The sequence below is a fragment of the Arthrobacter sp. CMU6 genome (genome assembly GCF_059090205.1).
Window position 1 is genome coordinate 76,157 of the sequence record NZ_JBNHFL010000019.1, and the last position, 22,887, is coordinate 99,043.

Below are 22,887 nucleotides of genomic sequence, written 5' to 3' on the forward strand. Positions count from 1 at the left end.
CACGGAGGCTCTTCTTCCTCATACGGAGGCTTTTCCGATGCACAATCCCCAAACACCGCAGTCCGGGCCCGCAATGGAGCAGGCCGAGGACTTCGAAGCCTGGCTCCAGCCCATTCCCGAATCCGCGCGCACCCGAAAGGTGTCCGGCCAGTTCTGGATCTGGGCCGGCGCAAACCTCGCCCCGATCAACTGGGTCCTCGGCGCCCTGGGCATCAACCTAGGCCTTGGCTTTGCCGACACCGTCACCGTCCTGGTCCTCGGCAACCTGATCGGCATGCTCCTGTTCGGCTGCTTCGTCCTGCTCGGCCAGAAGACCGGCGCCACCGGCATGGTCCTGGCCAGGGCTGCGTTCGGCCGCCGCGGCAACTACCTCCCGGCCGCCATCCAGGCCCTGCTGGTAGTGGGCTGGTGCGCCGTCAACACCTGGATCATCCTCGACCTGGTCATGGCCCTGTTCGGCACACTCGGCTGGGTGGATCCCAACGCCCACAACTACGCCTGGAAGATCGGCGTCGCCACGTTCATCATGGCCGCCCAGGTTGCCATCGCATGGTTCGGCTACAAGGCGATCGCCGCCTTCGAAAAATGGACCGTGCCGCCCACCATCATCATCCTCGTGGTCATGTCGGCCGTCGCCTGGTTCGGCCTCAAAATCGACTGGACCTACGCCGGCCCCGCGGGCAACATCCTGGAAGGCTCCGAACGCATCGCCGCCATGAGCGCCGTGATGACGGCCATCGGCATCGGCTGGGGCATCACCTGGTTCACCTACGCGGCCGACTACTCCCGCTTCGTCAGCACCACCGTGCCCAAGAAGAAGGTCTACCTGGCGTCCGTCCTGGGCCAGTTCATCCCCGTCGTCTGGCTCGGTGTCCTCGGCGCCAGCCTCGCCACCAACAGCGGCGAGGTCGACCCCGGCAAGCTCATCGTCCAGAACTTCGGCGCCATGGCGCTGCCTGTCCTCCTCATGGTGCTGCACGGCCCCATCGCCACCAACATCCTGAACATCTACACCTTCTCGGTGGCCACCCAGGCGCTCGACATCACCGTCAGCCGCCGGAAACTGAACCTGTTCGTCGGGGTCTTCTCGCTCATCGCCGTCGTCTACTTCATCTTCCAGGAGGACTTCGCCGCCGTGCTGGATGCCTGGCTGATCGGCCTGGTGGCGTGGGTGGCAGCCTGGGGCGGCGTGATGCTGGTGCACTACTTCTGGCTGGAGAAGCGCTGGCCCGGCAACGTTGACCGGCTGTTCGACGGCGTCGGCACCCGCCGCCTGCCCGTGGTCAACTGGGCGGGCGTGACCTCGCTGCTCGCCGGAATCGTGGCCACCTGGCTGTTCATGTACGGCCTGGTTCCCATCATGCAGGGCCCCATCGCGGTTGCCCTCGGCGGCTGGGACCTCTCCTGGCTCGCCGGCGGACTCACCAGTGCCGCGGTCTACGCGGTACTCGGCCCCCGGCTGCACCGGCCGTACGTGACGGTGACAGACGACGGCGGCGCCACCGCCACGGTCAACGCATCTTCCGCTGCGGAGGCACCCCAGCCCGTTCCCGCCGTCGAACTCTAAATCCTTCTGTACCTCTCCGCTTCGCCCCCTGACGAAAGGAACCCCGGCATGAGCACTAGCGCCTTCGCGGATACCCAGCACCCCATCACCTGGCCGGCCGGCTTCACCGCCGCAGCGTCCTTCACCTTCGATGTCGATGCCGAATCCTGCGTCATCGCGCACGATCCCACCAGCACCCGGCGCATGTCGCTCATGAGCCACCAGTCGTACGGGCCCAAGGTAGCGGTGCCGCGGCTGCTGCAGATCCTGGCGCGGCAGGAGATCCGCGGGACGTTCTTCATCCCCGGCTTCACGGCCGAAAGCTACCCGGACGTGGTGCGGCAGATCCTCGACGGCGGGCACGAGGTTGCCCACCACGGCTATCTGCACGAGCCGATGCAGGGGATCGACGCCGCCACGGAAGCGAGCTACATCGACCGCGGACTCGAGGCGCTGGAGAAGGTCGCCGGCATCCGCCCCGTGGGTTACCGGGCACCGTGGTGGGAACTGAACTGGCACTCGCCGGCGCTCCTCGCTGACCGCGGCTTCCTCTACGATTCCAGCCTGCTCGACGGCGACGCGCCGTACCGGATGTCCGTTTCCTCGGGTTCCCCGTCCGGTGCCGGCGACACCCGCGACATCGTGGAGATCCCCGTCGACTGGACGCTGGACGACTGGGAGCAGTACGCGTTCTATCCGGGCGTGACGGGCAGCGGCGTGATCGAAAGCCCCGCCAAGGTGCTGGAGATGTGGACGCTCGAGGCCCAGGCGCACCACTCGCAGGGAAGCTGCTTCGTGCTCACCAACCACCCGTTCATCTCCGGCCGGCCGTCCAAGGCGGTGGCGCTGGAGCAGCTCATCGAGCGGGTCAAGGGTATGGACGGCATGTGGGTGACAACCATGGAGCAGATCGCCGAGCACACCAAGGCGACCGTCAGCGAAGTCCACACCCACGCCAGGATCGACGTGCCCACGTACCCCGGCTCCGGTGCCCGCTTCAAGCCAGGCCAGGTGCAGGTGCCCGCGCTCAGCTAGCGCGGCTGTGTCGGGCGCGAACGGACACTTGAGGCCCTGCAACCGGGGGCCCAAGTGTCCGTTCGCGCTTCCTGGGTTTCTGCACGCGCGTCGGCGCGGAGCCGGAGCCAGCGAAACTGCAATGATCGGACCATGAGCAGAGTGGACGGCCTTGGACACGAGGCATCGAAGTTCGACAGGCCGGCGCATCATTCACGGCTCAGGTTGGTGGCGATGGCCGTCGTCGGTTTGGCGACGGCTGTGGCCGTGGGGCTCCTGCAGTCGTGGACCTATGCCCGGCCATGGGCTGGGCGGCCGCAGCCGCCACCTATCTGATCTGGGTATGGGCCATCATCGGGCGCCTGCCGGCAGCGTCCACCGCGGCCCACGCCCGGCGCGACGATCCCGGCCGGGCCGCCTCCGACGCCCTGGTCCTGGCCGCCACACTGGCCAGCTTCGGCGGCGTTGCCATGATCCTCGGGGACGCCTCCAACACCGAAGGCGGAGCCAAATCGGGCATTATCGCCCTTGCGTTGGGGACTTCCACACTGTCCTGGTTCCTGGTGCATTCGCTCTACACGCTGCGCTACGCCTCCATCTACTACCGCGACAAAGCAGGCGTCGATTTCAACCAGGACAACCCGCCGCGATACATGGACTTTGCCTACTTGGCCTTCACCGTTGGCATGGCCTACCAAGTCTCGGACACCAACCTCAAGACAGACGCAATTCGCGGCACGGTGCTCCGCCACGCGCTGCTGTCCTACCTGCTCGGCGCGATTGTGCTGGCCACCACCATCAACCTGGTCTCCGGCCTGGTCCACTGAAGGGTCCTCGCCTCGTGGTTTCGCCGGACAGGGCCCCAAGTGTCCGTTCGCGCTTCCCGCGTTTCTGCACGAGCGCCCTTTCGCCGAAAAGGGCCGCTTCGGACCCGCTTCGAGCGGCCCTTTTTGCCGAATCCGCGGACTGGGCCGCAACGCCCTCTAATGCCCGGCCTTCACGGTCAGTACCTTCAGGGCGGCGGCGTTGACTTCGGCGGCGAACGCGGGACTCCGCTGGGCGAGCTGCAGCACGGCCGAGTACATGGCCGGAATAGCGCGGGGGTTCGCGCACAGCAGCATGGTTCCGCCGGCGTTGATGAAGTTCGTGGCCCGCGTGCCTGGGGCCCAAGGACCCAGCTGCGCCGCGTTGCACAGGTCATCGGAGAGGACGACGCCGGTGAAGTGCAGGTCCGTGCGCAGCATCGTCCGCATGATCACAGGCGAGAACGGTGCGATGTGGCCGGCGTCGATGCGCGTGTAATAGGCGCTCGAGACCATGACCCACCGGGCGCCCGCGTGGATCGCCGTCCGGAACGGCAGCAGGTACGGGTCGGTGCGCGTGGTTACGGTGTCCTTGACGTTCCGGCTGGTGTCTGTGTTCAGGACAACGCGGCCCAGACCAGGGAAATGCTTGATCACAGGAGCGATGCCCGCCAAGCGCATTCCGGCCGCGAAGGCGCCGCCGTGGGCCGAGACGGTCTGCGGCGTGAACCCGTATTCGCGGGCGAAGAACCCGATGGGCGCGTTGCGCGGGGCGAACTGTCTGCTCGGCACAGTGTCCAGAACCGGCGCCAGGTTCATGGTGAGCCCGGCAGCACGCAGCTGGCTTCCCCAAACGTGCGCGTTCGCCTTGAGTGCCGCCGTCGTCTGTGTTCCCTGGGACAGCGCTGTGGGAATCACCGAGAAACCGGGGCCACTGAGGACCTGGACGAAGCCGCCCTCCTGGTCCGTCGCCACCGCGAGGCGAACGCCGCCGGAGGTGGCCGCCGATACGGTGGCCGTCATGCGACGGACGACGGCGGCCGTCGTCGTGGTGCCCGCACGGCTGCGGCCCGCAAGATAGACATTGCCAACGTGGAACCTGGTGAGGCCGGACATGGTGTTGGCGTCCGCTCCGGTGGCCGCGGCCGCCACCATGAACAGCTGGCCGACGCGCTGGGGCAGTGTGAGCCGGGCGAGCTGCTGCGCCGGAGTGGGCGCGGCAGTCACGGGCGCCGCCGCCAGAGCATGGCGGACCACCGTCTGCCGGACAGGACGGGGGACGGGTGCACGCTGGCTTGTTGCCGGCGGGTTGATTGCGGGTCGGCTCGCCGCGGGCAGGAACCCGGCCGTTGTCGCCGACAGGGACTTGCCTGTTGCGGGCTGGGGCGGGCCGCCCGCTCCTGACAGGGCAAGCAAAAGCGCCGCTCCCAGGACTGCCAATCTACTCAGATGATGCATGTTCACACGGCTTTGCGGGGGCACTCATATGTCAACGAGAATACGCCGTTTCAGCGGCCTTGGACCCACCGGCGGCACACCATCCAGAAGGGCCGCCTCGAAGCACAGTGAAGCGCGAACGGACACTTGGGGCCCTTCAGGCCAGGGCCTCAAGTGTCCGTTCGCGCTTCCGGGGGTTTTGCAGGCGCGTCGTTTCGGCAGGAATGGTCGCTTGGAAACAACTGCAGGCGGCCATTTTTGGCAATCTGCGGCCGGGAAGCGCCGGTCGGAGGACATGGAAGTGCCGCCCTGCGGTGTTGGGGGCCATCGCAGGACGGCATGGATCCACGGTACTGTGCCGCACTTTCCCGCAACAGCCTTTCCTCCGCCGGCGGCGGGAATCTTAACGTTTTTTTAACGCCTCTTCGGTTTGAATTGCTTGAGCGATGGAAGTCCCGCCGGAGACGCGGCGAGGCCCTGTCCGCTCTTACCGGACAGGGCCTCGAGCTAATGCGGGACCTTAGTGCCTCCTGAAGGCGTCCTTGATCTTTTCGCCGGCCTGCTTGAGGTCGGCCCTGATGTGGCGGGCCCTGCCTTCGGACCGGAGCCGTTCGTTTCCGCTCGCGCGGCCGGCTGCTTCTTTGCTTCTGCCGTGGAGTTTTTCGGCGGCGTTGTGGATCTTGTCACCCAAACCCATCGTGACCTCCTGTTCGGGACGGCCGGGCGGCCTGCTGCCGCGGCGGCCATTCTCAGTCTATCGACGGCGGGCCGGGGCGGCCATGCCCACTTTGCGCCGGGGCGCTACCGGGAGGGCGCCTGTTCCGGTTCCGCGGCCGCTTCCGGTTCGAATGGACGACGGCGGTGCTTGGCTTCCGCGATGGCCGTGTCCAGGAGGATGAAGGCGAACAGGCTCCAGCCGAGGAGCGGCAGGAACATGCCCACCAGGACCATCGCTGTCATCGCGGCCAGGACGCCTGCCCAGTGTCCGCGGACGAAGGCTCCACGGGGTGCCGGCCGGCCCATGGCCCAGGCGCTGCCGCGGGTGGGCCGGCGCTTCCACCACATCACGTAGCCCCACGGCACCATGGCGGCCTAGTTGCCTCGTGCGGCTAGTTGCCGCGGCTGGCGCGGGTACGGGCCAGCGCTGTGACACCTGCGGCGAGGCCGACCAGTCCCGCAGCGAGCCCGACCCAGCCGGCGGTGTCGCCACCCGAGGAGGAAGCCGAAGTGGCGGGTGCCACGGCCGACGCCTGCGTTGCCGCCGGGGTACCCGCCGCGTGCGCGCCCTCGCTTTCGGCTGCCGTGGTGACGAATGATGGTGCCGGGCGGGACTCCTTTGCCTCTGAGGCCGGGGCGGCGGACGTTGCCGACGCATGCTGGTGCTCGTGCTCGGCGGCGTCGGCCCAGTTGACGGTGGTCCCGTCCGTGTAGCCTTGCGCCGCGGGCAGGGTCACCGTGGTGCCGGCCGCGGGGAGGCGGCCCACGGACAGGGTGAAGGTCTGGAACTGGTTCTGTCCGATCTGGTGCGCGGCGTCAGCAGTCCAGACCACACTGGTGGGCGCCTTGGTCACGGTGGACCCTGCCACCTCGACCGGCTTGGGCAGGGTGCCGGTGATGATCTGGGCCTTCCATCCGTCGATGGGCAGGACCGATACGGAGGTCAGCGGCGTGTCCGTGGGCAGCTTCACTTCGAGCCGGTTGGTCTTGGCGGTTTCGGATTCGTTGGGGACGCTGAACGTGAGCTTGGTGAACCCGCCCTCTGAGGTGGCGGAGGGGTCGACGGTGACGTGGGCGGAAGCTGCGGCCGCGCCTGCGGCCAGGAATCCGGCTGCCAGTGTGGCGGCTGCGGTGCTCTTGAGGGTACGGCGAAGGGAGGTATTCATGGCAGGAGTGCCTTTCACAGGTTTTAGGGGTCAGGAATAACAGGCCTTGAGCCTGTCCGGAAAGCGGGAGGACCGCCGTCGGAAGTTCCTGCCGGTTGTGAAAGGAACCTGCCCTAGGCGGCCGCGGGCAGCGGAGGCCCGCGGCGGGAGGGCAGGCGCACCGAATGGTGCTGGGGCGGAAGGACCGCGGCCGTGGCGCATGGGAAGGGGGTGAGGACGGGAACGACGACGGATGGCTCGGCGTTCCAAAACAGCGGGCCCAGCCAATCGGCCAGTGCGCCGAGGGCCCGCTCGCCATGGGCAAGGAGCAGCGCAGTGGCCAGCGTGGCGATGGCGTGGGCGGCGAACATGAGGCCGCCAGGTGCAGCCCCGTGCGCCGGGGCGGCCATCATCAGTGCCTCGTGGTTCAGGGACGCCGGCGGATGTCCGGCGTGTCCGGACATCAGCGCCGGGGAAACCGCCGCCGGAGTTTGCGCGGACATGGCGTCGAACGCCCAGTGCAGCCAGGCCTGTCCGCCACCTATGAGCCCGGTCAGGACCGGCAGCGACAGCTTGTAACGGGTCAGCGCGGCCACCGGAACCATGGTCACGGCGCACAGGGCCGCGAGGATTGCCGGCGCGGGCAGCTGGCCCCCACCGGCGAGGTGTCCGCCGGCGGCCAGGCCCAGGACGATGGAGCCGATCAGCCCGGAGCGGAACAGACGGAACGAAGCGTGCGGCTTCACGGGCTGTCCTTTCTCCTGGGCGACGACGACGTTGGCTGCAGCAGGAATGCACTGGACGCCATGATATGACGCCGATCACACCAAGGGGCGTTTATGACGGATTTTTCCCGCGGCCTTCCGAGCCTAACCGGGGCTTCCCAGCGCGTATTTCAAGTTGATGGATTAGTTACATTTTTGCCGGCTGCAATCAGTTACGCTGTCCCCAGCCGGGACATTCCGGCCTTTTTCATGGGGGATTAATGCGTTCCAAAGTTATTTCAGCCGTGCTCGGTTTCGGCCTGCTTGGCGGCTCCGTTCTGGCCGCCGCACCGGCCCATGCGGCAGAGCACTGCATCAAGGCACCAGCCACCGGCTCGGTGGAGTGCTACAACAATGATTTCGCCAGCGCGGGCGGCGTCACACCCACGGCGACTTCGCCGGAAGGCAGGGACGCAGCCATTGCCGCGGTGGCCGTCAAGTATGGCCTCGGTTCACCGCTGGGACCCGTACGGACCGGTCTGAAAGACGGCGGCGCGTACCGGCAGTACCAGCGCGGGTTCGTCGTCTACTCGCCGGCCACCGGCGCGCAGGTCTCACGCGGCGCCATCCGAACCGTCTACGCCAAGCTCGGCTACGAGAAGGGCAAGTTCGGCTACCCGGTGTCCGGGGAATTCAGGAGCGGTATCGCCTTCGACAACACCGTCTACCAGCAGTACCAGGGCGGCTGGATCACGTGGGCTTCCCCGCTCGGCGCACACGCCATCTCCGGTGCCATCGGAGCCCGCTGGAAGGCAGGCCAGGGCAAGTACGGCGGGTTCAATGCCGCCCAGACCGACGAGAAGGTGGGACTCAAGGACGGCGGTGCGGGACAGTGGTTCGACGGCGGAATCATCTACTGGTCGCCCAGGACCGGGGCACGCGCCATGCATGGGCCCATTGCCGGGATCTGGCTGCAGGACGGAGCGGACAAGAGCAGGCTCGGCTACCCGGTCACGGAACAGTACGCCACCCCCAACGGAGGACAGGCTCAGACCTTCCAGAACGGCGTGATCGTCTACACCGACAGAAGCCTGGCCGTTCTCTCCGGTGCCATCGGCAAAAAGTACTTCTCGGCGGGCGGGTACACCAGCGGCCTGGGATACCCCACCGACCTGCGTGAAACCACTGGCCTGCGGGCAGGCGGGGCCTCGCAGTCGTTTGAGAAGGGCGCCATCGTCTGGTCCTCCATGACCGGCGCCCAGGTGTCCAAGGGGGCCATCCGCACCGCCTGGCTGAAGAGCGGAGCACAGGACGGCAGCCTCGGCTACCCGACAACAGATGAGTTCACGACGCCGGATGGCAGGACCATGCAGGGCTTCCAAGGCGGCCGGATTTCCTGGACCGCCGCAACAGGCGCTCAGGTCCTTCCCGGCATGCCGCACACCAATATGTAGGAGGTGCGCTCGAGGGCACCGCCGGAAACAGGGATGACTCGCAGTAAACACCAACCCGAAACGTTCCAGAAAACATCGTGGTGCAGGCTGGACCCATCAACATTCCGATGAAGGGGGACCGGCTGTGAACAACGATGTGGAGCTTGAAGTGCAGTCCGGCGCAGAGCTGACGGTGGGGGACGAAGTCGAGGCCTGGCACCGCGGGCGGCTGGCGCACCGGGGGACCGTGAGCAGCACGTTCCGGGACATCGACCTGTTCTGGATCATCGACGCCCGGACCGGCGCCCGCCGGCTGCTGGATCTTGAGCAGCTCAGCGTGCGGCGGGTCCCGGCCGGAAGGGCTGGGAACGCCGTCGGGCATGCCAACGGTGCCGGGCATTCCGCTGGTGCCGGGAAACTGAAGTCCGACGCCGGGAATCCGGCTAACGCCGCCGGCAAGCCTGCCGCCCGGAGGCGGCGGCCCGTCAGAAGCCTGAGCCAGGTGGTCTTTATCGAGGCGCCCCCCACGCGGTAACCGGCCGTCCGGCCACGGGCGGCCGCCCGGCAATCCGCCGGGCGGCCACCGGCGGAACCTACGGCATGTTACTGAACCGCTCCGCCTGCGTCTTGCTGCCCTGCACGATGATCTGGTCGTCGTCGTACAGGACGGTTTGCGCGGTGGTGTGGCCCCAGATGCCGCCGGGGCGCTTGACCGCCACGATGGTGATGCCGTACTTGTCGCGCAGGCCCAGCACACCGAGCGGACGGTCGCAGGCCTCGGTGGGCGGGCTGGTGCGGATCATCACGAAGTCGTCCTCGAACTCGACGTAGTCCAGCAGCGAGCCCCGGACCAGGTGGGCCACGCGCTTGCCCATGTCGTGCTCGGGGCGGATCACGTGGTCCACGCCGAGCTGGTCGAGGATCTCGGCGTGCGGCTCGCTGATGGCCTTGGCCCAGATCTGCGGCTTCTTGAACGTGAGCAGGCGCGACGTCGTCAGGATGCTCGCCTCGATGTCGCTGCCGATGCCCACGACGGCACGGTCGAACTCGTGGACGGAGAGCTGGCGGAGCACCTCCTCCTTGGTGGAGTCCGCCCGGACCACGTGGGTGAGCCGGCCGTTGTAGGACTGCACGGTGTCCTCGTTGGAGTCGATGCCCAGCACCTCGGTGCCCTGCGCCTCGAGCTCCAGCGCCAGCGACCCGCCGAAGCGGCCGAGCCCGATGACCACCACGGAGTCCGCCTGTGCCGCGGATTCGGGGGAACGGGAGAAGAAGTTCTTAGCCAATGAGGGGCCTTTCCTTCGGGTATTCGTACAGAAGCGGGCGTTCGCGGAGCGCCAGTGCGGCGCCGAGTGTCACCGGGCCCAGGCGCCCGATGAACATCAGCAGGATCAGGACCACCTGCCCGGCCGGCGGCAGGGCGGCCGTGATGCCGGTGGACAGGCCCACCGTGGCGAACGCGGAGATCACCTCGAACAGGATCCGCTCCTGGCCGAAGTCCGTGATGACCATGAGGAACATCGTTGAGCCCACCACCAGCCCAATGGCCAGCAGCACCACGGTGATGGCCTGCCGGTGCACGGCGCGGGAGAGCCGCTTGCCGAAGATATTCACGGCCGTGCCGCCCTGCAGCTCCGTCAGGAGGATGAAGAACAGCACGCTGAAGGTGGTGATCTTCAGGCCGCCCGCGGTGCCGGCCGGGCCGCCGCCGATGAACATCAGGATGTCCATGCCCAGCCAGGACACCTCGTGCATCTGCCCGATGTCGACGCTGTTGAACCCGGCCGTGCGGGTGATGACGGACTGGAAGAACCCGGCCAGGATGCGTTCGCCCGGCTTGAGCGCGCCGAGCGTGGCCGGGTTGGACCATTCGACGGCGGTGAGGAAGACGGTGCCTGCCGTGAGGAGCACGGCGGTGCCCACCAGGACCAGCTTGGTGTTCATGCTCCAGTGGATGGGCCGCTGGTACTGCCGCCGCAGTTCGAAGAGCACGGGGAAGCCGAGGCCGCCGATGATCACCGCGGCCGCGATGGGCAGGCAGATCCACGGGTCGCCCGCGAAACCAATCAGGTTGTCCGTGTGCAGCGCGAATCCGGCGTTATTAAACGAGGACACCGCATGGAAAACGCCGTGCCATAGTGCACGCCCGGGCTCGTAGCCGTAGCCCGCGACGAGCCTCGCCGCCAGGATCCCGGCGAGCAGAATCTCCACGGTGAGGCTGATGGCCAGCACCCCAAGCAGCACGCGGCGGACGTCGCCGAATCCGGTGCTCTTGATCTCCGCGGCCGCCGACAGCCGTGAGCGCAAACCCAGCCGGCGCGCCATGAGCACCCCAAGCAGCGTGCCGAAGGACATGACCCCGAACCCGCCGATCTGGATCAGCGCCATGATCACCACCTCGCCGAACCCGCTCCAGTACACCGGGGTATCAACCGTGATCAGCCCTGTGACGCACACGGACGAGGTGGAGGTGAACAGGGCATCGAGGAAGGGTGCGCCCTCGAGGCCGTTCCGTGAGATGGGCAGCATGAGCAGGATGGTGCCGACGGCCACCGCAGCGGCAAAGCCGAGCACGATCACCTGGGCGGGGTGCTGGGGTGCGAAGACGTTGAGGATGCGCGGGAAGACCTTCGAGCCGCCGGGCCACAGCCCGCTGAAGCCCCGGCCCGTTGCCTTGGTGTCAGTCCTCGCCGCGGCTTTGCCGGCGGTCCTGGCCGTTTTGGCCGCGAGCCTGGCCGTCTTGGAAGCCGGGCGGGGCATCTTGGCTTCCGGCAGAGGCCTTTTGGTGCCGGACAGCGGCTTCTTGCGGTCGGGCACGGGCCTCTTGCCGGGAGGCCGGGCGTTCCTGCCCGCAGGCCGGGCCTTCGGGTCAGGAACGTCGCGCATACGCGTCACGCTACCACCGCGGAATTCCTTGGGACCGGTGTGAAGGACGAGGCGTTAAGAAAGCGTTAAGATCCCCGGTTTTGGCGCTTTTCGGATTCCGGCCGGTGCTAGGCTCCCGTGGTCATCAGCAAACTGCCCATGTGAATCGAAGGACCCCGTGGCCACCTCAAGCACGCAAGGCCGTGTCCTGCCATGCTGACCCAATGCGCCCCGTTGCTGTGGCTGATCCTCGGGATCGGCGTGACCGGCTACATGATCTACCGGCTCATCAAAGCAACGAAGTAGCTCCCCGCCGTCGGGCGCCTCTCCCGCGGCCCGACGGCGGGTACGCTCCTGCCGCGCCCGGCAGCCCTCCCGCCGCTCTTTTCAGCGGCCAGCGGCGCCCCTTCCCCAAATCCAGAAAGACACTTCATGACCGCACCAGCCCAATATTCCGTTCCGGCCAGCGTGCCCAACCCCGAGCGGGAGAACGGCCCCGGCGGCGCACTCACGCGGTGGCTGCTGGAGCACAAGGTGCACCAGCCGGTGGGGCCGGAGTCCGCCGAGGGCACGGGGCACCAGCAGAGCTGGTGGAAGGTCATGTGCCTGACCGGCGTGGACTACTTCTCGACGCTGTCCTACCTCCCCGGCATCGCCGCGCTAGCCGCCGGGGCACTCTCGCCGCTGGCCACGCTGCTGATCGTGGCGCTGACACTGCTGGGCATGCTGCCGATGTATCGGCGGGTGGCGCACGAGAGCCCGCACGGGCAAGGGTCCGTGGCCATGCTCGAGAACCTGCTGCCGTTCTGGCGCGGGAAGGTGTTCGTGCTGGTGCTGCTGGGATTCGTGGCGACGTCATGGATCATCACCATCACCCTGTCCGCCGCCGACGCCACCGTGCACATGCTGGAGAACCCGTATCTCCCGCCGTTCCTCGAGGGCCAGGCCGTCCCCATCACCGTGGTGATGCTGCTGATCCTGGGCGGGGTGTTCCTGCTGGGCTTCTCCGAAGCGGTGGCCGTCGCCATTCCGCTGGTGGGGGTCTTCCTGCTGCTGAATGCGGTCATCATCGGCACCGGAATATACGACGCCGTCACCCAGCCGGGTGCCGTCGCCGCCTGGATTGCTTCACTGGGGTCGTTCGGCGGCGGCTTTGGCAACATCGCCGGGCCTGCCATCCTGGCATTCCCGCTGCTGGTGCTGGGACTCTCCGGCTTCGAAACCGGCGTCAGCATGATGCCCCTGGTGAAGGCTTCCAGTTCCACTCCGGAGGAGGTGCTGCACAACCGGATCCGCAACACCCGCAAGCTCCTCACGACCGCGGCCGTGGTGATGAGTGTGTACCTGATCGGCAGCAGCTTCGTGACCACCGTGCTGATCCCGGCCGAGGCGTTCCAGGAGGGCGGACCGGCGAACGGCCGTGCGCTGGCCTACCTGGCGCATGAACGGCTCGGGAACGGCTTCGGGTCCGTCTACGACATCAGCAGCATCCTGATCCTGTGGTTCGCCGGGGCGTCCGCGATGGCCGGGCTGATCAACATCGTGCCCCGGTACCTGCCCTCCTACGGCATGGCCCCGGACTGGTCCCGCGCGGTGCGGCCCGTGGTCCTGGTGTACACAGCCATCAGCATCCTCATCACCATCGGCTTCAAGGCCGACGTCAACGCCCAGGCCGGCGCCTACGCCACCGGGATCCTGTTCATGATGGTCTCCGGCGCGGTGGCCGTGAGCATCTCCGCCGCGCGCAAGAAGCAGCGCGGGGCCGCCGTCGGCTTCACCATTCTGACCCTCGTGATGCTCTACGCCTTGGCGGAGAACGTGATCGAGAAGCCGGACGGCCTGGCGATCTCCGGGTTCTTCATCCTGGGCATCGTGGTGGTCTCGCTGGTGTCCCGGGTCTCGCGGACCACCGAGCTGCGGGTGGACCGGATCGAGTTCGACGAGGCCGCGCGCCGCTTTGTGACGGACACCATTGACTACGACGGGCGGATCAACATCATCGCTAACCGCCCGCAGGCCAGGGACGCCAAAGAGTACGCGGAGAAGGAGGCGGCGCAACGGGAGAACAACCCCGTTCCCGGCACGGCTGACGTGATGTTCCTGGAGATCGATGTCACGGACCCCTCGGGCTTCAGTGACGTGCTCACGGTGCGGGGCGTGGAGGTGGCCGGTCACCGTGTCCTTCGCGCCACGAGCCCGGCCGCGCCCAACGCCATCGCGGCGATCCTGCTGGCCCTGCACGCTGCCACCGGAGTCCGGCCGCACGCGTACTTCGAGTGGGCCGAGGGCAACCCGCTGGCCCACCTGATGCGCTACCTGCTGCTGGGCCGCGGCGACACCGCCCCCGTGGTCCGCGAGATCATCCGCGAAAACGAGCCCGACCCCGCCCGCCGCCCCGGCATCCACGTCGGCTGACCCGCCTGCCCGGCACGCCTCCTCACTTTTCGTTGGGTTTTTCCTGACGCGTCCTCACTTTTCGCCGGGTTTTTCCTGACGCGTCCTCACTTCTTGTTGAGTCCGTCGAGGTCAAGGGCGCCGGCACGCTCGGTTTCGACCAACCGGCGCAGCACGACACGTCCTGTTCACCGGGGCGTCAGGCGACGGTGGGCAAGCGTTAGCTGCCGGCGGGCAGGGTGGTGGGGCACGCCGTCGGACGTTCCCAATCCGGGAAGCGCGACGGCGGACCCCCAACCGCACTGAAGGAGAACCCTGTGCTGCTCAAAAGCACCGTCACCGCCCTCGTCGCCCTCACGGCGCTCGCCGGAATCGCCGCCCCATCCACCGCGGCGCCGGATGCCGCCGTTGTGCTGGGCGAGCCGCATGCAGCAGCGCACGCGCATAACGACTACGAACACGACCGCCCGCTGCTCGACGCGCTCGAGCACGGGTTCACCAGCGTGGAGGCGGACGTCTGGCTGGTGGACGGCGAGTTGCGCGTGGCGCACGACCTGGTTGATGCGCGCGCAGGGGTCACCCTCGAAAGCCTTTACCTGGACCCGCTGGACAAGCTCGTGCGGCAGCAGGGCCACAGCGTTTACCCGGGTTGGGACGGCAGCCTGCAGCTGCTGATCGACATCAAGAGCGACGGCGAAACAACCTATGCGGCCGTCGAGAAGGAACTGGCTGAGCACCCTGCGCTGCTGACGCGCTACGCCAACGGCAAGGTTTCAGCCGGGCCCGTCACCGCAGTCATCAGCGGCAACCGCCCGCTGGCGACGATGCAGGCTGAGAACAAGCGGTTTGGTTTCTACGACGGCCGGTCCGCCGATCTGGCCGCGGGAATGCCGGCCGGCCTGATGCCGCTGGTTAGCGACAACTGGACCAAGCTGTTTTCGTGGCAGGGCGTCGGGCCGATGCCGCTGGCAGAGCGCGCCAAGCTGCGGGAGTATGTGGAAACGGCCCACAGCAATGGGTACCGTGTGCGGTTCTGGGCGACGCCGGACCAGCCCGGCGCCGCGCGCGACGCCATGTGGACCGAGCTCCGCGACGCCGGCGTCGACCACATCAACACCGATGATCTTCCCGCACTGGACAAGTTCCTGGGCGAGTAGCACGATTTTCCGGGCCTGGACCCGGGACCTGGGGCCGGGAGCTTACTGCTCCCGGCCCTCGTCGTTTCCGTGCTGAACCCCGGGATGGCTGTTCGCGACTCCATGGCGGTGGGAGAGCGTCGCGGAGGTCAGGAAGGTGCGGGCGAGGCCGTGACCACCACGTTCTTGCCCCACGGGTCCTCGGTGTAGCAGCTGATCAGCACCACGCGGTTGGGCACGATGTTCCAAATGTCGCTGTCCTTGAGGGTGTTCTTGTCGTGCGTCGTCACCGCATCCACGACGTACTGCAGGGCTCCCTTCGCGGTGGTGACTGTGACGGCCTTGCCCACGAGCGACGTGTCGCTGAGCCGGTTGAACGGGGCATCCCGGCCGTCCCAGCTGTGCCCCACGATGTATGTCGTATTGGTCGACCCCGCACCCGGCATGCCGTAGCTGGTCAGCCAGTAAGCGTCGAGAGTCAGCGGCGGGACGAGTGATTCGGAAGCCAGCTCGTCCGCGCTCGGGGTCAGCGGCAGGACCGGCACGTTCAGGCCGACGGCGTCGATCGATACCGACGTCGGTGCCGCCGCCGAAGGCCGCATCGCCTTGCGGGCTACGGGCGCGGCGCTCCGGGAACCCACCACCGAAGGAACAGCTGAGGGTACGACGGCGGTGCTGCCGCCGCTTGGAGGAACAGCGTTCGAGGGCGCCAGGAAGAGAGCAGCCGCCAAACCCGCCGCAGCGACGGCAGGCATGGCGAGCCAGCGCCGGCGGACGGGCCGGCGCCGGCTGGCAGTCATCTGCGGGTCCACCCTGAAATGCCTAGTTGCGGCTGCGCTCCAGGCGGCGCATCCTCGCGGCGACGGCCGCGGGCACGGCGATGCCCGCCGCGAGGAGTCCGGCGAGGAGCGCCAGTCCGGGGTGGTTGCCCGGCTCGGCTTCTGCCGCGGTCTGCACGTTGAGGCCCTTGTTCGTGGCGGCTGGCGCGGTGCCGCCCCCGGCGGGAGTCACACTGACCGCACTGGCGACGGCCGGCGTCGTGTTTTCCGGGGCGGTGACCGGTCCGGTCACCGGCGGCGTGATGGGATCAACGCCCGTGGAGTCGGGGTTGCAGGCTGCCAGGAAGGCCTCGAAGAGGCCAGCGAGGTCGGCGGCGGAAGCTTCATCGAGCGACACCTCGGCCAGCGCGGCGTCGAAGTCAGCCGCGGCCGCGTTGAAGGCGTCCCGGGCTGCGGTGATCTCCGGCGTGTTGGTGGCGGCGTCGTAGGCCGCGGTCAGGTCCGTCACGGCCTGCCGCGCGGCGTCCTCGGCCTCTTCGGCGGCTTCCGTGGCTGCCTGGGCAGCGCTGATGGCGGCAGGGTCGCCTGATTCCTCGGCATCTTCCTGCGCAGCCTCGGCGGCATCGGTCGCTGCGATGGCGTCGTCCAGCGCTGCCTGGGCAGTCGCGAGTTCGGCGGCGGGGACGGCACCCGCTGCTTCGACCATCGCCAGATAAGTCGCCTCGGCGTCCGCCGCGACGGCGGCCTTGGACTCGAGATCGGCAATCGTCGTCTCAGTGATGCCGGCGGCGGAGAGGGCAGCCTCAAACTGGGAGGAGGCCTGAACGCAGGCGGGGTCACCCGGTGCTGCGGCGGCTGTGGTCGCTCCGAGAAAGAGCCCGCCGGCGACCACGGCTGCTGACGAACCGGCGGCGACCCATTTGGATACAGCGGTCATGGTGTGTGCGTCCCCCAAAGAAGAAGTGGCCGCCGGGACAGCCCCGGCGGTTCAGCGCGCGGCAGAGCGGCTCATCGATGTTGCCCGGAGATTCCGGTCGGGCAGAAGAGACACTCGTACTGCTAATCATCCGGAGTACGACGGCGAGACCTCAGTTTTACCTGAATGCCGCCCGGAAGATTGCTGTGAGAGTAAAAATACCTAGCGACTTCGGCCGTGGCAAACGTCACTGATCTGCTACGGCATTTGGTTGCCGGCTGGGTGGTTCGGCCGTGTCCGCGGCCGTTTGGCGGACCACGTGCAGGGCGAGCGGATCGAGGAGTTTCCGGGTCCCGGTTTTGGCCTCGAGTATCCAGAACATGCCAAGGACCGGCACGATGTCCGTCACGGTTCCCACATAGTAAAGCTGGCCGTTGTAGCGGGCTTCAACTGTGTCTCCGGGGGAGAGGTGGCGGCAGTCGATGATGCGACCGGCTGCGTTGCCTGTGGCGGCGGAATCATGCATGAGGGCTCCATCCTGGCGCCGTCGGCGCTTCGATCATGTTGCGCCGTTGGCGCTCTTTCAGGATGGGGCTGCCACATTGCCGGGTGGTTTCCGCCGGGTGATTTCCGCGTGACCTGCTTGTCCGCCCGGGTCAGGGCGGCGAAAAGTGCGGGAGGGTCGGGGAAAAAGCGGCGAAAAGTGCCAGAGGGTCTACGCGGGGCCGGAGGTTTGCAGGCCGGGGGCCACGGAGAGGTTGGGCTCGGGCAGCGTCAGGTCGCGGGCGCGGAGCACGGCCATGGACTTCGCGGCCACCTTCAGCACGGAGCCGGCGTCGATCGGTCCGCGTTCCACTCCGGTCCCGGCGGTGTTGATCACCATGTCCCAGGCCTCAGCGAACTCACCGGACGGGAGCGTGAACTTGATGTCGTCGTCGTGAGCGTTGAAGTACAGCAGGAAGTTCACGTCCGTGATGCGGCGGCCGCGGTCGTCCCGGCCCTGGATGCCGTCTCCGTTGAGGAACACGCCGATGGTCCGGCCGAACCCGCGGCCCCAGTCCTCGGGGAGCATCTCCATGCCGTCCTCGTTCAGCCACACGATGTCCGGCAGCTTCTCGCCCTTGCCGCGCCGCACCGGCCTGCCGTCGAAGAAGGTGCTGCGGCGGAACGTGGGGTGCTGGGCGCGCAACCGGTTCACGGCGGCCGTGAAATCCATGAGCGGCATGTCGACGGTGTCCCAGTTGACCCAACTGAGCTTGGAATCCTGGCAGTAGACGTTGTTGTTGCCCTGCTGTGTCCGGCCGAGTTCGTCGCCGTGCAGGATCATTGGCACGCCCTGCGAGAGCAGCATGGTGGCGATGAAGTTCCGCTGCTGCCGCGCCCGGAGTGCCAGTACCTTGGGATCGTCGGACGGCCCCTCCACCCCGCAGTTCCAGGACCGGTTGTGGGATTCGCCGTCGCGGTTGCCTTCGCCGTTGGCCTCGTTGTGCTTCTCGTTGTAGGACACCAGGTCCCGCAGCGTGAAGCCGTCGTGCGCCGTGACGAAGTTGATGGACGCCACCGGGCGCCGCCCCGACCGCTCGTACAGGTCCGCCGACCCCGTCAGCCGCGACGCGAACTCGCCCAGCGTGGCGGGTTCGCCGCGCCAGAAGTCGCGCACGGTGTCGCGGTACTTGCCGTTCCATTCAGTCCACTGCGGGGGAAAGTTGCCCACCTGGTAACCGCCCGGCCCGACGTCCCACGGCTCGGCGATGAGCTTCACCTGGGACACGATCGGGTCCTGCTGCACCAGTTCGAAGAACGTGGAGAGCCGGTCGACGTCGTAAAATTCCCTGGCCAGCGCGGCGGCGAGGTCAAAGCGGAACCCGTCCACGTGCATTTCGGTGACCCAGTACCGCAGCGAATCCATGAGCAGCTGCAGGGAGTGCGGCTGGCGGACGTTCAGGGTGTTTCCGGTGCCCGTGTAGTCGACGTAGTACTGCTTGTTGTCCTCCAGCAGCCGGTAATACGCGGCGTTGTCGATTCCCTTGAAGCTCATGGTGGGACCCAAGTGGTTCCCTTCCGCCGTGTGGTTATAGACGACGTCGAGAATCACCTCGATCCCCGCACGGTGCAGTGTGCGGACCATCGCCTTGAAATCCTGGACCTGCTGGCCCATCTGGCCGATCGAGCTGTACGTGTTCTGCGGCGCGAAGAAGCCGATGGTGTTGTAGCCCCAGTAATTGCTGAGGCCCTTCTCCTGCAGCGTCCCGTCATTGACGAACTGGTGCACCGGCATCAGCTCGATGGCCGTGATGCCCAGCCGCTGCAGGTGCGCAATGACGGCGGGATGGGCGACGCCGGCAAAGGTACCGCGCTGCTCCCTGGGCACCTCGGGGTGCAGCTCCGTGAGCCCCTTGACGTGTGCCTCGTAGATGACGGAGCGGTGGTACGGGATCCGGGGCGGCCGGTCCCCGGCCCAGTCGAAGAACGGGTTGATCACGACGCCCAGCATGGTGTGCGGCGCCGAGTCCTGGTTGTTGCGGGACGAGGGGTCGCCGAAGTTGTAGGAGAACATCGCCGGGTGCCAGTGCACCTGCCCGGCGATCGCCTTGGCATACGGGTCCAGAAGAAGCTTGTTGGGGTTGCAGCGCTGGCCCCTGGCGGGGTCGTAGGGCCCGTGGACCCGGTACCCGTATTTCTGCCCGGGCTGGATCTGGGGCAGGTAGCAGTGCCACACATACCCGTCCGCCTCGAGGAGTTCCACGCGCGTTTCGGTGCCGTCCCCGGCAATCAGACACAGCTCGACGGCGGTTGCCGCCTCGCTGAAGAGCGCGAAGTTTGTCCCCATACCGTCAAAGGTCGCACCCAGTGGATACGCGCTGCCCGGCCAGACTTCCATGATCACTCCTGCGGCTGTTCAGTTATTTCCGAACCTTAGTCGATGTCCAGTTGGGTCCGCGCGCCTCGCCCTGACACAAGGCTAAGCACACTTGTTTATTTCGCCAAGGTCTGGTGGAAACCCGCGGCGTCGTAAATCAATTTGTTTGTGATGCTGGCCGCCTGGAGGCCCGAGTTTCCGCGGGGGCGGCCCGGCCCGCGCCCTAGGATAAAAAGGATGACTCCGCCGAACAGCCCGCCGCCCTTCAGCCTCCGCGGCATTGCTGTTCCGGCATTCGGCCCCGCGCTTCTGTTCAGCATCGGCCAGGGCGCTATCCTGCCGGTGGTGGCGTTGTCCGCCCGTGAGCTGGGCGCGTCCGTTGCCGTGGCCGCTTTGATCGTCACCCTCATCGGCCTCGGCTCGTGGTTCTTCAACCTGCCGGCCTCGATGATCACCCTGAAGTTCGGCGAACGCTGGTCGATTGTGGGTGCAGCCGCCGCAGGGGCGCTGGCCCTGCTGGCCGCCGGGGTGTCCCTGGTGATTGGCAACGGACTCTGGCTCCTCGCGGTGGCGATGGCCGTCGTCGGGATGTCCGCCGCCGTCTTCAGCCTGGCCCGGCAGAAATACCTCACCGAGGCCGTGCCGGTGGTATTCCGCGCCCGCGCCCTGTCTACGCTCGGCGGTGTGAGCCGCATCGGCACCTTCATCGGGCCATTCATCGGTGCCGCGGCCATGGCGTTCGTGGGCATCAGCGGCGCGTACTGGGTGGGCGTGGCCGGCATGGCCGCTGCCGCCGCGCTCGCCATCACCGTCCCCGACCTGGTGGCGGCCGACGGGTCCACCGCCAAGACCGGTCCGGAACCCACCCTGCGCGGCGTGGCCGTCTCGCATGCCGGCGTCTTCCTGACTGCCGGGATTGGCATCCTACTGCTGAGCGCCCTCCGCGCCTCCCGCCAGGTGGTGATCCCGCTGTGGGCCGACCACCTGGGCCTCGACGCGACGCATGCCTCGCTGGTGTACGGCCTCTCCGGGGCGATCGACATGTTGGTCTTCTACCCGGCGGGCAAGGTGATGGACCGGCGCGGGCGGCAGTGGGTGGCCATCCCATCGACGCTGATCATGGGTGTGGCCCTGGTGCTGATCCCGCTCACCGGCGGATTCACAAGCCTGCTGCTCGCGGCCCTGCTGATCGGCTTCGGCAATGGGATCAGCTCCGGCCTGGTGATGACGCTAGGCGCCGACTTCTCGCCCGACCGCGGACGCGGCCAGTTCCTGGGACTCTGGCGGTTCATGGCCGACGCCGGCTCCACCGGCGGGCCGGTGCTTCTGTCCGCGGTGACGGCCGCGGCCTCCCTCAGCGCAGGCGTGACGGCCACCGGGGTACTGGGGTTCGCAGCGGCAGGTGTGTTCGCCGTCGTGCTCCCCAAGCTCAAGCACCGCCGCAACTACTGACCGTTACGAGCCAATTTGGATGCAGAAGTTAGGTTAGCCTACACTCAGCGTGGCTCGTTTTGGCCGTTCGCTATGTGCCTGCCGTGCTGTGCAGGCATTCGAATCTAGGTGGTTTTACCGTTGCGCTCTTCATTCCCGCTGTCCGTGTCCGTGGGACTCGTGGCGCTGCTGTCCCTGTCCGCCTGCGGCTTCAGCGGCGAAGCCGGCAAATCCAGCGAGGCGGCCGATCTTGACCAGCGGATCGTCGTCGACAACTTCCGCGCCCCTGTGGCGGACTGGGCTCTGGAGAGCGACGCCGCCTACATCCTGTCCCTGTCCGGCTGCCTCGAGACCCTTACCCGCTACGACGAGACCCAGGGCAAGATTGTGCCCTCGCTCGCCACGGAGTGGAAGCAGGTCTCCGATCTCGAGTGGGACTTCACCCTCCGCGAGGGCGTCAAGTTCCAGGACGGCGCCGCCCTCGATGCCAACGCGGTGGTGACCTCGCTGCAGAACGTCCTCGACGCCGAAGTGCCCGCCCGCGCCTTCAGCCCGAAGGTGGTTAAGGCGGTCAAGGCCGTCGACAGCCGCACGGTCCGCGTGACCACCCCCACGGAGAGCCCGCTGGTGCCCTACCGGCTGGCGAGCGTCAACACCGGCGTGCTGTCGCCGGCCGCCTTCAAGGGCGAAACTGTTGATCCGTTCGGCCACTGCACCGGCCCGTTCGAGCCCGTGTCCGAGAAGCCGAAGCAGTCCCTGACCCTGGACCGCAACGAGGACTACTGGGGCGGGCAGGTGCAGCTCGCCGGCGCCGAGATCCGCTTCATCACCGACGGCGCCACCCGCACCGCCCAGGTCCAGACCGGCGAAGCGGACGTGTCCCTGTCCATCCCGGTCTCCGGCCTCGCCGCGCTGGAGTCGGACGCCAAGGTGAAGGTCCTGAAGGCGGATTCGCCGCGGACCGCCACGCTGTACATGAACAACGGCAAGGCCCCGTTCGACGACGTCGACTTCCGCAAGGCGGTCCGCTCGGCCCTCGATCTGGATGCGCTCGCCGCCAGCGTCTATGAGGGCGCCGCGATTCCGGCCACCGGGCCGTTCGCGCCGTCGGAGCCCTGGGCCATCGAGGGTGCTGAAGCGCCGAAGCAGGACGTCGAGGCCGCCAAGAAGCTGCTCGCCTCCGCCGGCTACACCGCCGGACGGCCGCTGGAGATCGTCGCGATCGTCGAACGCGCGGAGTTCGCGGACGTGGCCACCGTCATCCAGGACAACCTGAAGGCCGTGGGCGTTCCGGTGAAGATCCAGACCAAGGAGTACGCCGCCGTCGAACCGGACCTACTGTCCGGCAACTACGACATGGTGCTGAGCCAGCGCAACCGCCTGATCGACATCGCCGACCCCATCGGCTTCCTCACCGCTGACTACACCTGCGATGGCACCTACAACCTCAGCCACTTCTGCAACGCTGAGTACGACAAAAAGATCGCCAAGGCAGCCACGACGGCGGACGCCGAGGAGCGCTACCGGCTCTACGCCGAGGCCGGCCAGATCCTCCAGGACCAGGCCGTAAATGTGTGGCTCGTCAACGAGCAGGCCATCGACGCCGTCCGCACCGACCTGCAGGCACATGTCCAGGACCCGCTGGCGCGCTACGTGCTCCGGGCCGAAACGGCCAAGTCCGGATCGTGACACTCCGCCACCGCGGAC

20 protein-coding genes are annotated in these 22,887 nt (G+C 67.5%); 9 read left to right on the top strand and 11 right to left on the bottom strand.

The genetic code is table 11. The features are described from left to right. The first annotated feature begins 37 nt into the window (after nucleotides 1-37). The 3 genes from AC5RWD_RS14580 (at nucleotide 38) to AC5RWD_RS14590 (ending at nucleotide 3,387) form a co-directional block, all read left to right on the top strand. A complete protein-coding gene (locus AC5RWD_RS14580) occupies nucleotides 38-1,567 on the top strand; it encodes a purine-cytosine permease family protein (RefSeq protein WP_494020686.1) in 1,530 nt (509 codons plus the stop codon). Between the two features lie 48 nt (nucleotides 1,568-1,615). Then, the gene (locus AC5RWD_RS14585) at nucleotides 1,616-2,581 is read left to right on the top strand and encodes a polysaccharide deacetylase family protein (RefSeq protein ID WP_494020687.1); all 966 of its coding nucleotides are present in this window, start codon (nucleotides 1,616-1,618) and stop codon (nucleotides 2,579-2,581) included. A 263-nt stretch (nucleotides 2,582-2,844) separates the two neighbouring features. Next, nucleotides 2,845-3,387: a DUF1345 domain-containing protein gene (locus AC5RWD_RS14590; protein WP_494020688.1), complete on the top strand. Its 543-nt coding sequence runs from the start codon at nucleotides 2,845-2,847 to the stop codon at nucleotides 3,385-3,387. Nucleotides 3,388-3,543: 156 nt separating this feature from the next. Here AC5RWD_RS14590 and AC5RWD_RS14595 read toward each other — a convergent pair whose 3' ends face one another. The 5 genes from AC5RWD_RS14595 to AC5RWD_RS14615 all read right to left on the bottom strand — a co-directional run bounded on the left by AC5RWD_RS14595 (nucleotide 3,544) and on the right by AC5RWD_RS14615 (nucleotide 7,408). Continuing rightward, the gene (locus AC5RWD_RS14595; protein WP_494020689.1) at nucleotides 3,544-4,590 is read right to left on the bottom strand and encodes a glycoside hydrolase family 3 N-terminal domain-containing protein; all 1,047 of its coding nucleotides are present in this window, start codon (nucleotides 4,588-4,590) and stop codon (nucleotides 3,544-3,546) included. A gap of 730 nt (nucleotides 4,591-5,320) precedes the next feature. Further along, nucleotides 5,321-5,497 (bottom strand): CsbD family protein, encoded by a 177-nt coding sequence (locus AC5RWD_RS14600; RefSeq protein WP_306925217.1) that lies wholly within the window; start codon nucleotides 5,495-5,497, stop codon nucleotides 5,321-5,323. Between the two features lie 104 nt (nucleotides 5,498-5,601). Further along, complete coding sequence (locus AC5RWD_RS14605) at nucleotides 5,602-5,886, bottom strand: hypothetical protein (protein WP_494020690.1); 285 nt, start codon at nucleotides 5,884-5,886, stop codon at nucleotides 5,602-5,604. A 23-nt stretch (nucleotides 5,887-5,909) separates the two neighbouring features. Then, the gene (locus AC5RWD_RS14610; protein WP_494020691.1) at nucleotides 5,910-6,683 is read right to left on the bottom strand and encodes a YcnI family copper-binding membrane protein; all 774 of its coding nucleotides are present in this window, start codon (nucleotides 6,681-6,683) and stop codon (nucleotides 5,910-5,912) included. Between the two features lie 113 nt (nucleotides 6,684-6,796). After that, nucleotides 6,797-7,408 (bottom strand): hypothetical protein, encoded by a 612-nt coding sequence (locus tag AC5RWD_RS14615; RefSeq protein WP_494020692.1) that lies wholly within the window; start codon nucleotides 7,406-7,408, stop codon nucleotides 6,797-6,799. 239 nt (nucleotides 7,409-7,647) lie between these two features. On the opposite strand from AC5RWD_RS14615, the gene AC5RWD_RS14620 reads away from it, so the two are divergent. Then, on the top strand, nucleotides 7,648-8,820 hold the full coding sequence (locus AC5RWD_RS14620) for a hypothetical protein (RefSeq protein WP_494020693.1): 1,173 nt from the start codon (nucleotides 7,648-7,650) through the stop codon (nucleotides 8,818-8,820). A gap of 124 nt (nucleotides 8,821-8,944) precedes the next feature. Further along, the gene (locus AC5RWD_RS14625) at nucleotides 8,945-9,334 is read left to right on the top strand and encodes a hypothetical protein (RefSeq protein WP_494020694.1); all 390 of its coding nucleotides are present in this window, start codon (nucleotides 8,945-8,947) and stop codon (nucleotides 9,332-9,334) included. 58 nt (nucleotides 9,335-9,392) lie between these two features. On the opposite strand, the gene AC5RWD_RS14630 is transcribed toward AC5RWD_RS14625, so the two are convergent. Both AC5RWD_RS14630 and AC5RWD_RS14635 read right to left on the bottom strand, forming a co-directional pair. After that, a complete protein-coding gene (locus AC5RWD_RS14630; protein ID WP_494020695.1) occupies nucleotides 9,393-10,085 on the bottom strand; it encodes a potassium channel family protein in 693 nt (230 codons plus the stop codon). Further along, nucleotides 10,078-11,685 carry a TrkH family potassium uptake protein gene (locus AC5RWD_RS14635; protein ID WP_494020696.1) on the bottom strand — a complete coding sequence of 536 codons (1,608 nt, stop codon included), beginning with the start codon at nucleotides 11,683-11,685 and terminating at the stop codon, nucleotides 10,078-10,080. Before AC5RWD_RS14635 ends, AC5RWD_RS14630 begins: the two co-directional genes overlap by 8 nt. A 411-nt stretch (nucleotides 11,686-12,096) precedes the next feature. Here AC5RWD_RS14635 and AC5RWD_RS14640 point away from each other — a divergent pair, with 411 nt between their 5' ends. Both AC5RWD_RS14640 and AC5RWD_RS14645 read left to right on the top strand, forming a co-directional pair. Continuing rightward, entirely contained in the window at nucleotides 12,097-14,079 is a 1,983-nt protein-coding gene (locus AC5RWD_RS14640; protein ID WP_494020697.1) for an APC family permease, read from the top strand. A gap of 296 nt (nucleotides 14,080-14,375) precedes the next feature. Beyond that, entirely contained in the window at nucleotides 14,376-15,215 is an 840-nt protein-coding gene (locus AC5RWD_RS14645; RefSeq protein WP_494020698.1) for a phosphatidylinositol-specific phospholipase C/glycerophosphodiester phosphodiesterase family protein, read from the top strand. Nucleotides 15,216-15,343: 128 nt separating this feature from the next. On the opposite strand, the gene AC5RWD_RS14650 is transcribed toward AC5RWD_RS14645, so the two are convergent. From AC5RWD_RS14650 to glgX, 4 genes are all read right to left on the bottom strand, one after another. Further along, nucleotides 15,344-16,006 carry a class F sortase gene (locus AC5RWD_RS14650; RefSeq protein ID WP_494020699.1) on the bottom strand — a complete coding sequence of 221 codons (663 nt, stop codon included), beginning with the start codon at nucleotides 16,004-16,006 and terminating at the stop codon, nucleotides 15,344-15,346. 10 nt (nucleotides 16,007-16,016) lie between these two features. Further along, nucleotides 16,017-16,910, bottom strand: a complete 894-nt coding sequence (locus AC5RWD_RS14655) for a hypothetical protein (protein WP_494020700.1) — start codon at nucleotides 16,908-16,910, stop codon at nucleotides 16,017-16,019. Between the two features lie 226 nt (nucleotides 16,911-17,136). Next, nucleotides 17,137-17,415, bottom strand: a complete 279-nt coding sequence (locus AC5RWD_RS14660) for a hypothetical protein (protein ID WP_494020701.1) — start codon at nucleotides 17,413-17,415, stop codon at nucleotides 17,137-17,139. Between the two features lie 189 nt (nucleotides 17,416-17,604). Continuing rightward, the gene (gene glgX, locus AC5RWD_RS14665; RefSeq protein WP_494020702.1) at nucleotides 17,605-19,770 is read right to left on the bottom strand and encodes a glycogen debranching protein GlgX; all 2,166 of its coding nucleotides are present in this window, start codon (nucleotides 19,768-19,770) and stop codon (nucleotides 17,605-17,607) included. A 216-nt stretch (nucleotides 19,771-19,986) separates the two neighbouring features. Between glgX and AC5RWD_RS14670 the strand changes: the two genes are divergently transcribed. Then, the gene (locus AC5RWD_RS14670) at nucleotides 19,987-21,201 is read left to right on the top strand and encodes an MFS transporter (protein WP_494020703.1); all 1,215 of its coding nucleotides are present in this window, start codon (nucleotides 19,987-19,989) and stop codon (nucleotides 21,199-21,201) included. Nucleotides 21,202-21,321: 120 nt separating this feature from the next. Next, the gene (locus AC5RWD_RS14675; protein WP_494020704.1) at nucleotides 21,322-22,869 is read left to right on the top strand and encodes an ABC transporter substrate-binding protein; all 1,548 of its coding nucleotides are present in this window, start codon (nucleotides 21,322-21,324) and stop codon (nucleotides 22,867-22,869) included. The last annotated feature ends 18 nt before the right edge of the window (nucleotides 22,870-22,887 follow it).

Coding starts and splice junctions, on each gene's coding strand:
- glgX (WP_494020702.1), bottom strand. CDS start 19,770: ATGGAAGTCTGGCCGGGCAGCGCGTATCCACTGGGTGCGACCTTTGAC.
- AC5RWD_RS14580 (WP_494020686.1), top strand. CDS start 38: ATGCACAATCCCCAAACACCGCAGTCCGGGCCCGCAATGGAGCAGGCC.
- AC5RWD_RS14610 (WP_494020691.1), bottom strand. CDS start 6,683: ATGAATACCTCCCTTCGCCGTACCCTCAAGAGCACCGCAGCCGCCACA.
- AC5RWD_RS14585 (WP_494020687.1), top strand. CDS start 1,616: ATGAGCACTAGCGCCTTCGCGGATACCCAGCACCCCATCACCTGGCCG.
- AC5RWD_RS14660 (WP_494020701.1), bottom strand. CDS start 17,415: ATGCATGATTCCGCCGCCACAGGCAACGCAGCCGGTCGCATCATCGAC.
- AC5RWD_RS14640 (WP_494020697.1), top strand. CDS start 12,097: ATGACCGCACCAGCCCAATATTCCGTTCCGGCCAGCGTGCCCAACCCC.
- AC5RWD_RS14620 (WP_494020693.1), top strand. CDS start 7,648: ATGCGTTCCAAAGTTATTTCAGCCGTGCTCGGTTTCGGCCTGCTTGGC.
- AC5RWD_RS14600 (WP_306925217.1), bottom strand. CDS start 5,497: ATGGGTTTGGGTGACAAGATCCACAACGCCGCCGAAAAACTCCACGGC.
- AC5RWD_RS14670 (WP_494020703.1), top strand. CDS start 19,987: ATGACTCCGCCGAACAGCCCGCCGCCCTTCAGCCTCCGCGGCATTGCT.
- AC5RWD_RS14655 (WP_494020700.1), bottom strand. CDS start 16,910: ATGACCGCTGTATCCAAATGGGTCGCCGCCGGTTCGTCAGCAGCCGTG.
- AC5RWD_RS14635 (WP_494020696.1), bottom strand. CDS start 11,685: ATGCGCGACGTTCCTGACCCGAAGGCCCGGCCTGCGGGCAGGAACGCC.
- AC5RWD_RS14605 (WP_494020690.1), bottom strand. CDS start 5,886: ATGGTGCCGTGGGGCTACGTGATGTGGTGGAAGCGCCGGCCCACCCGC.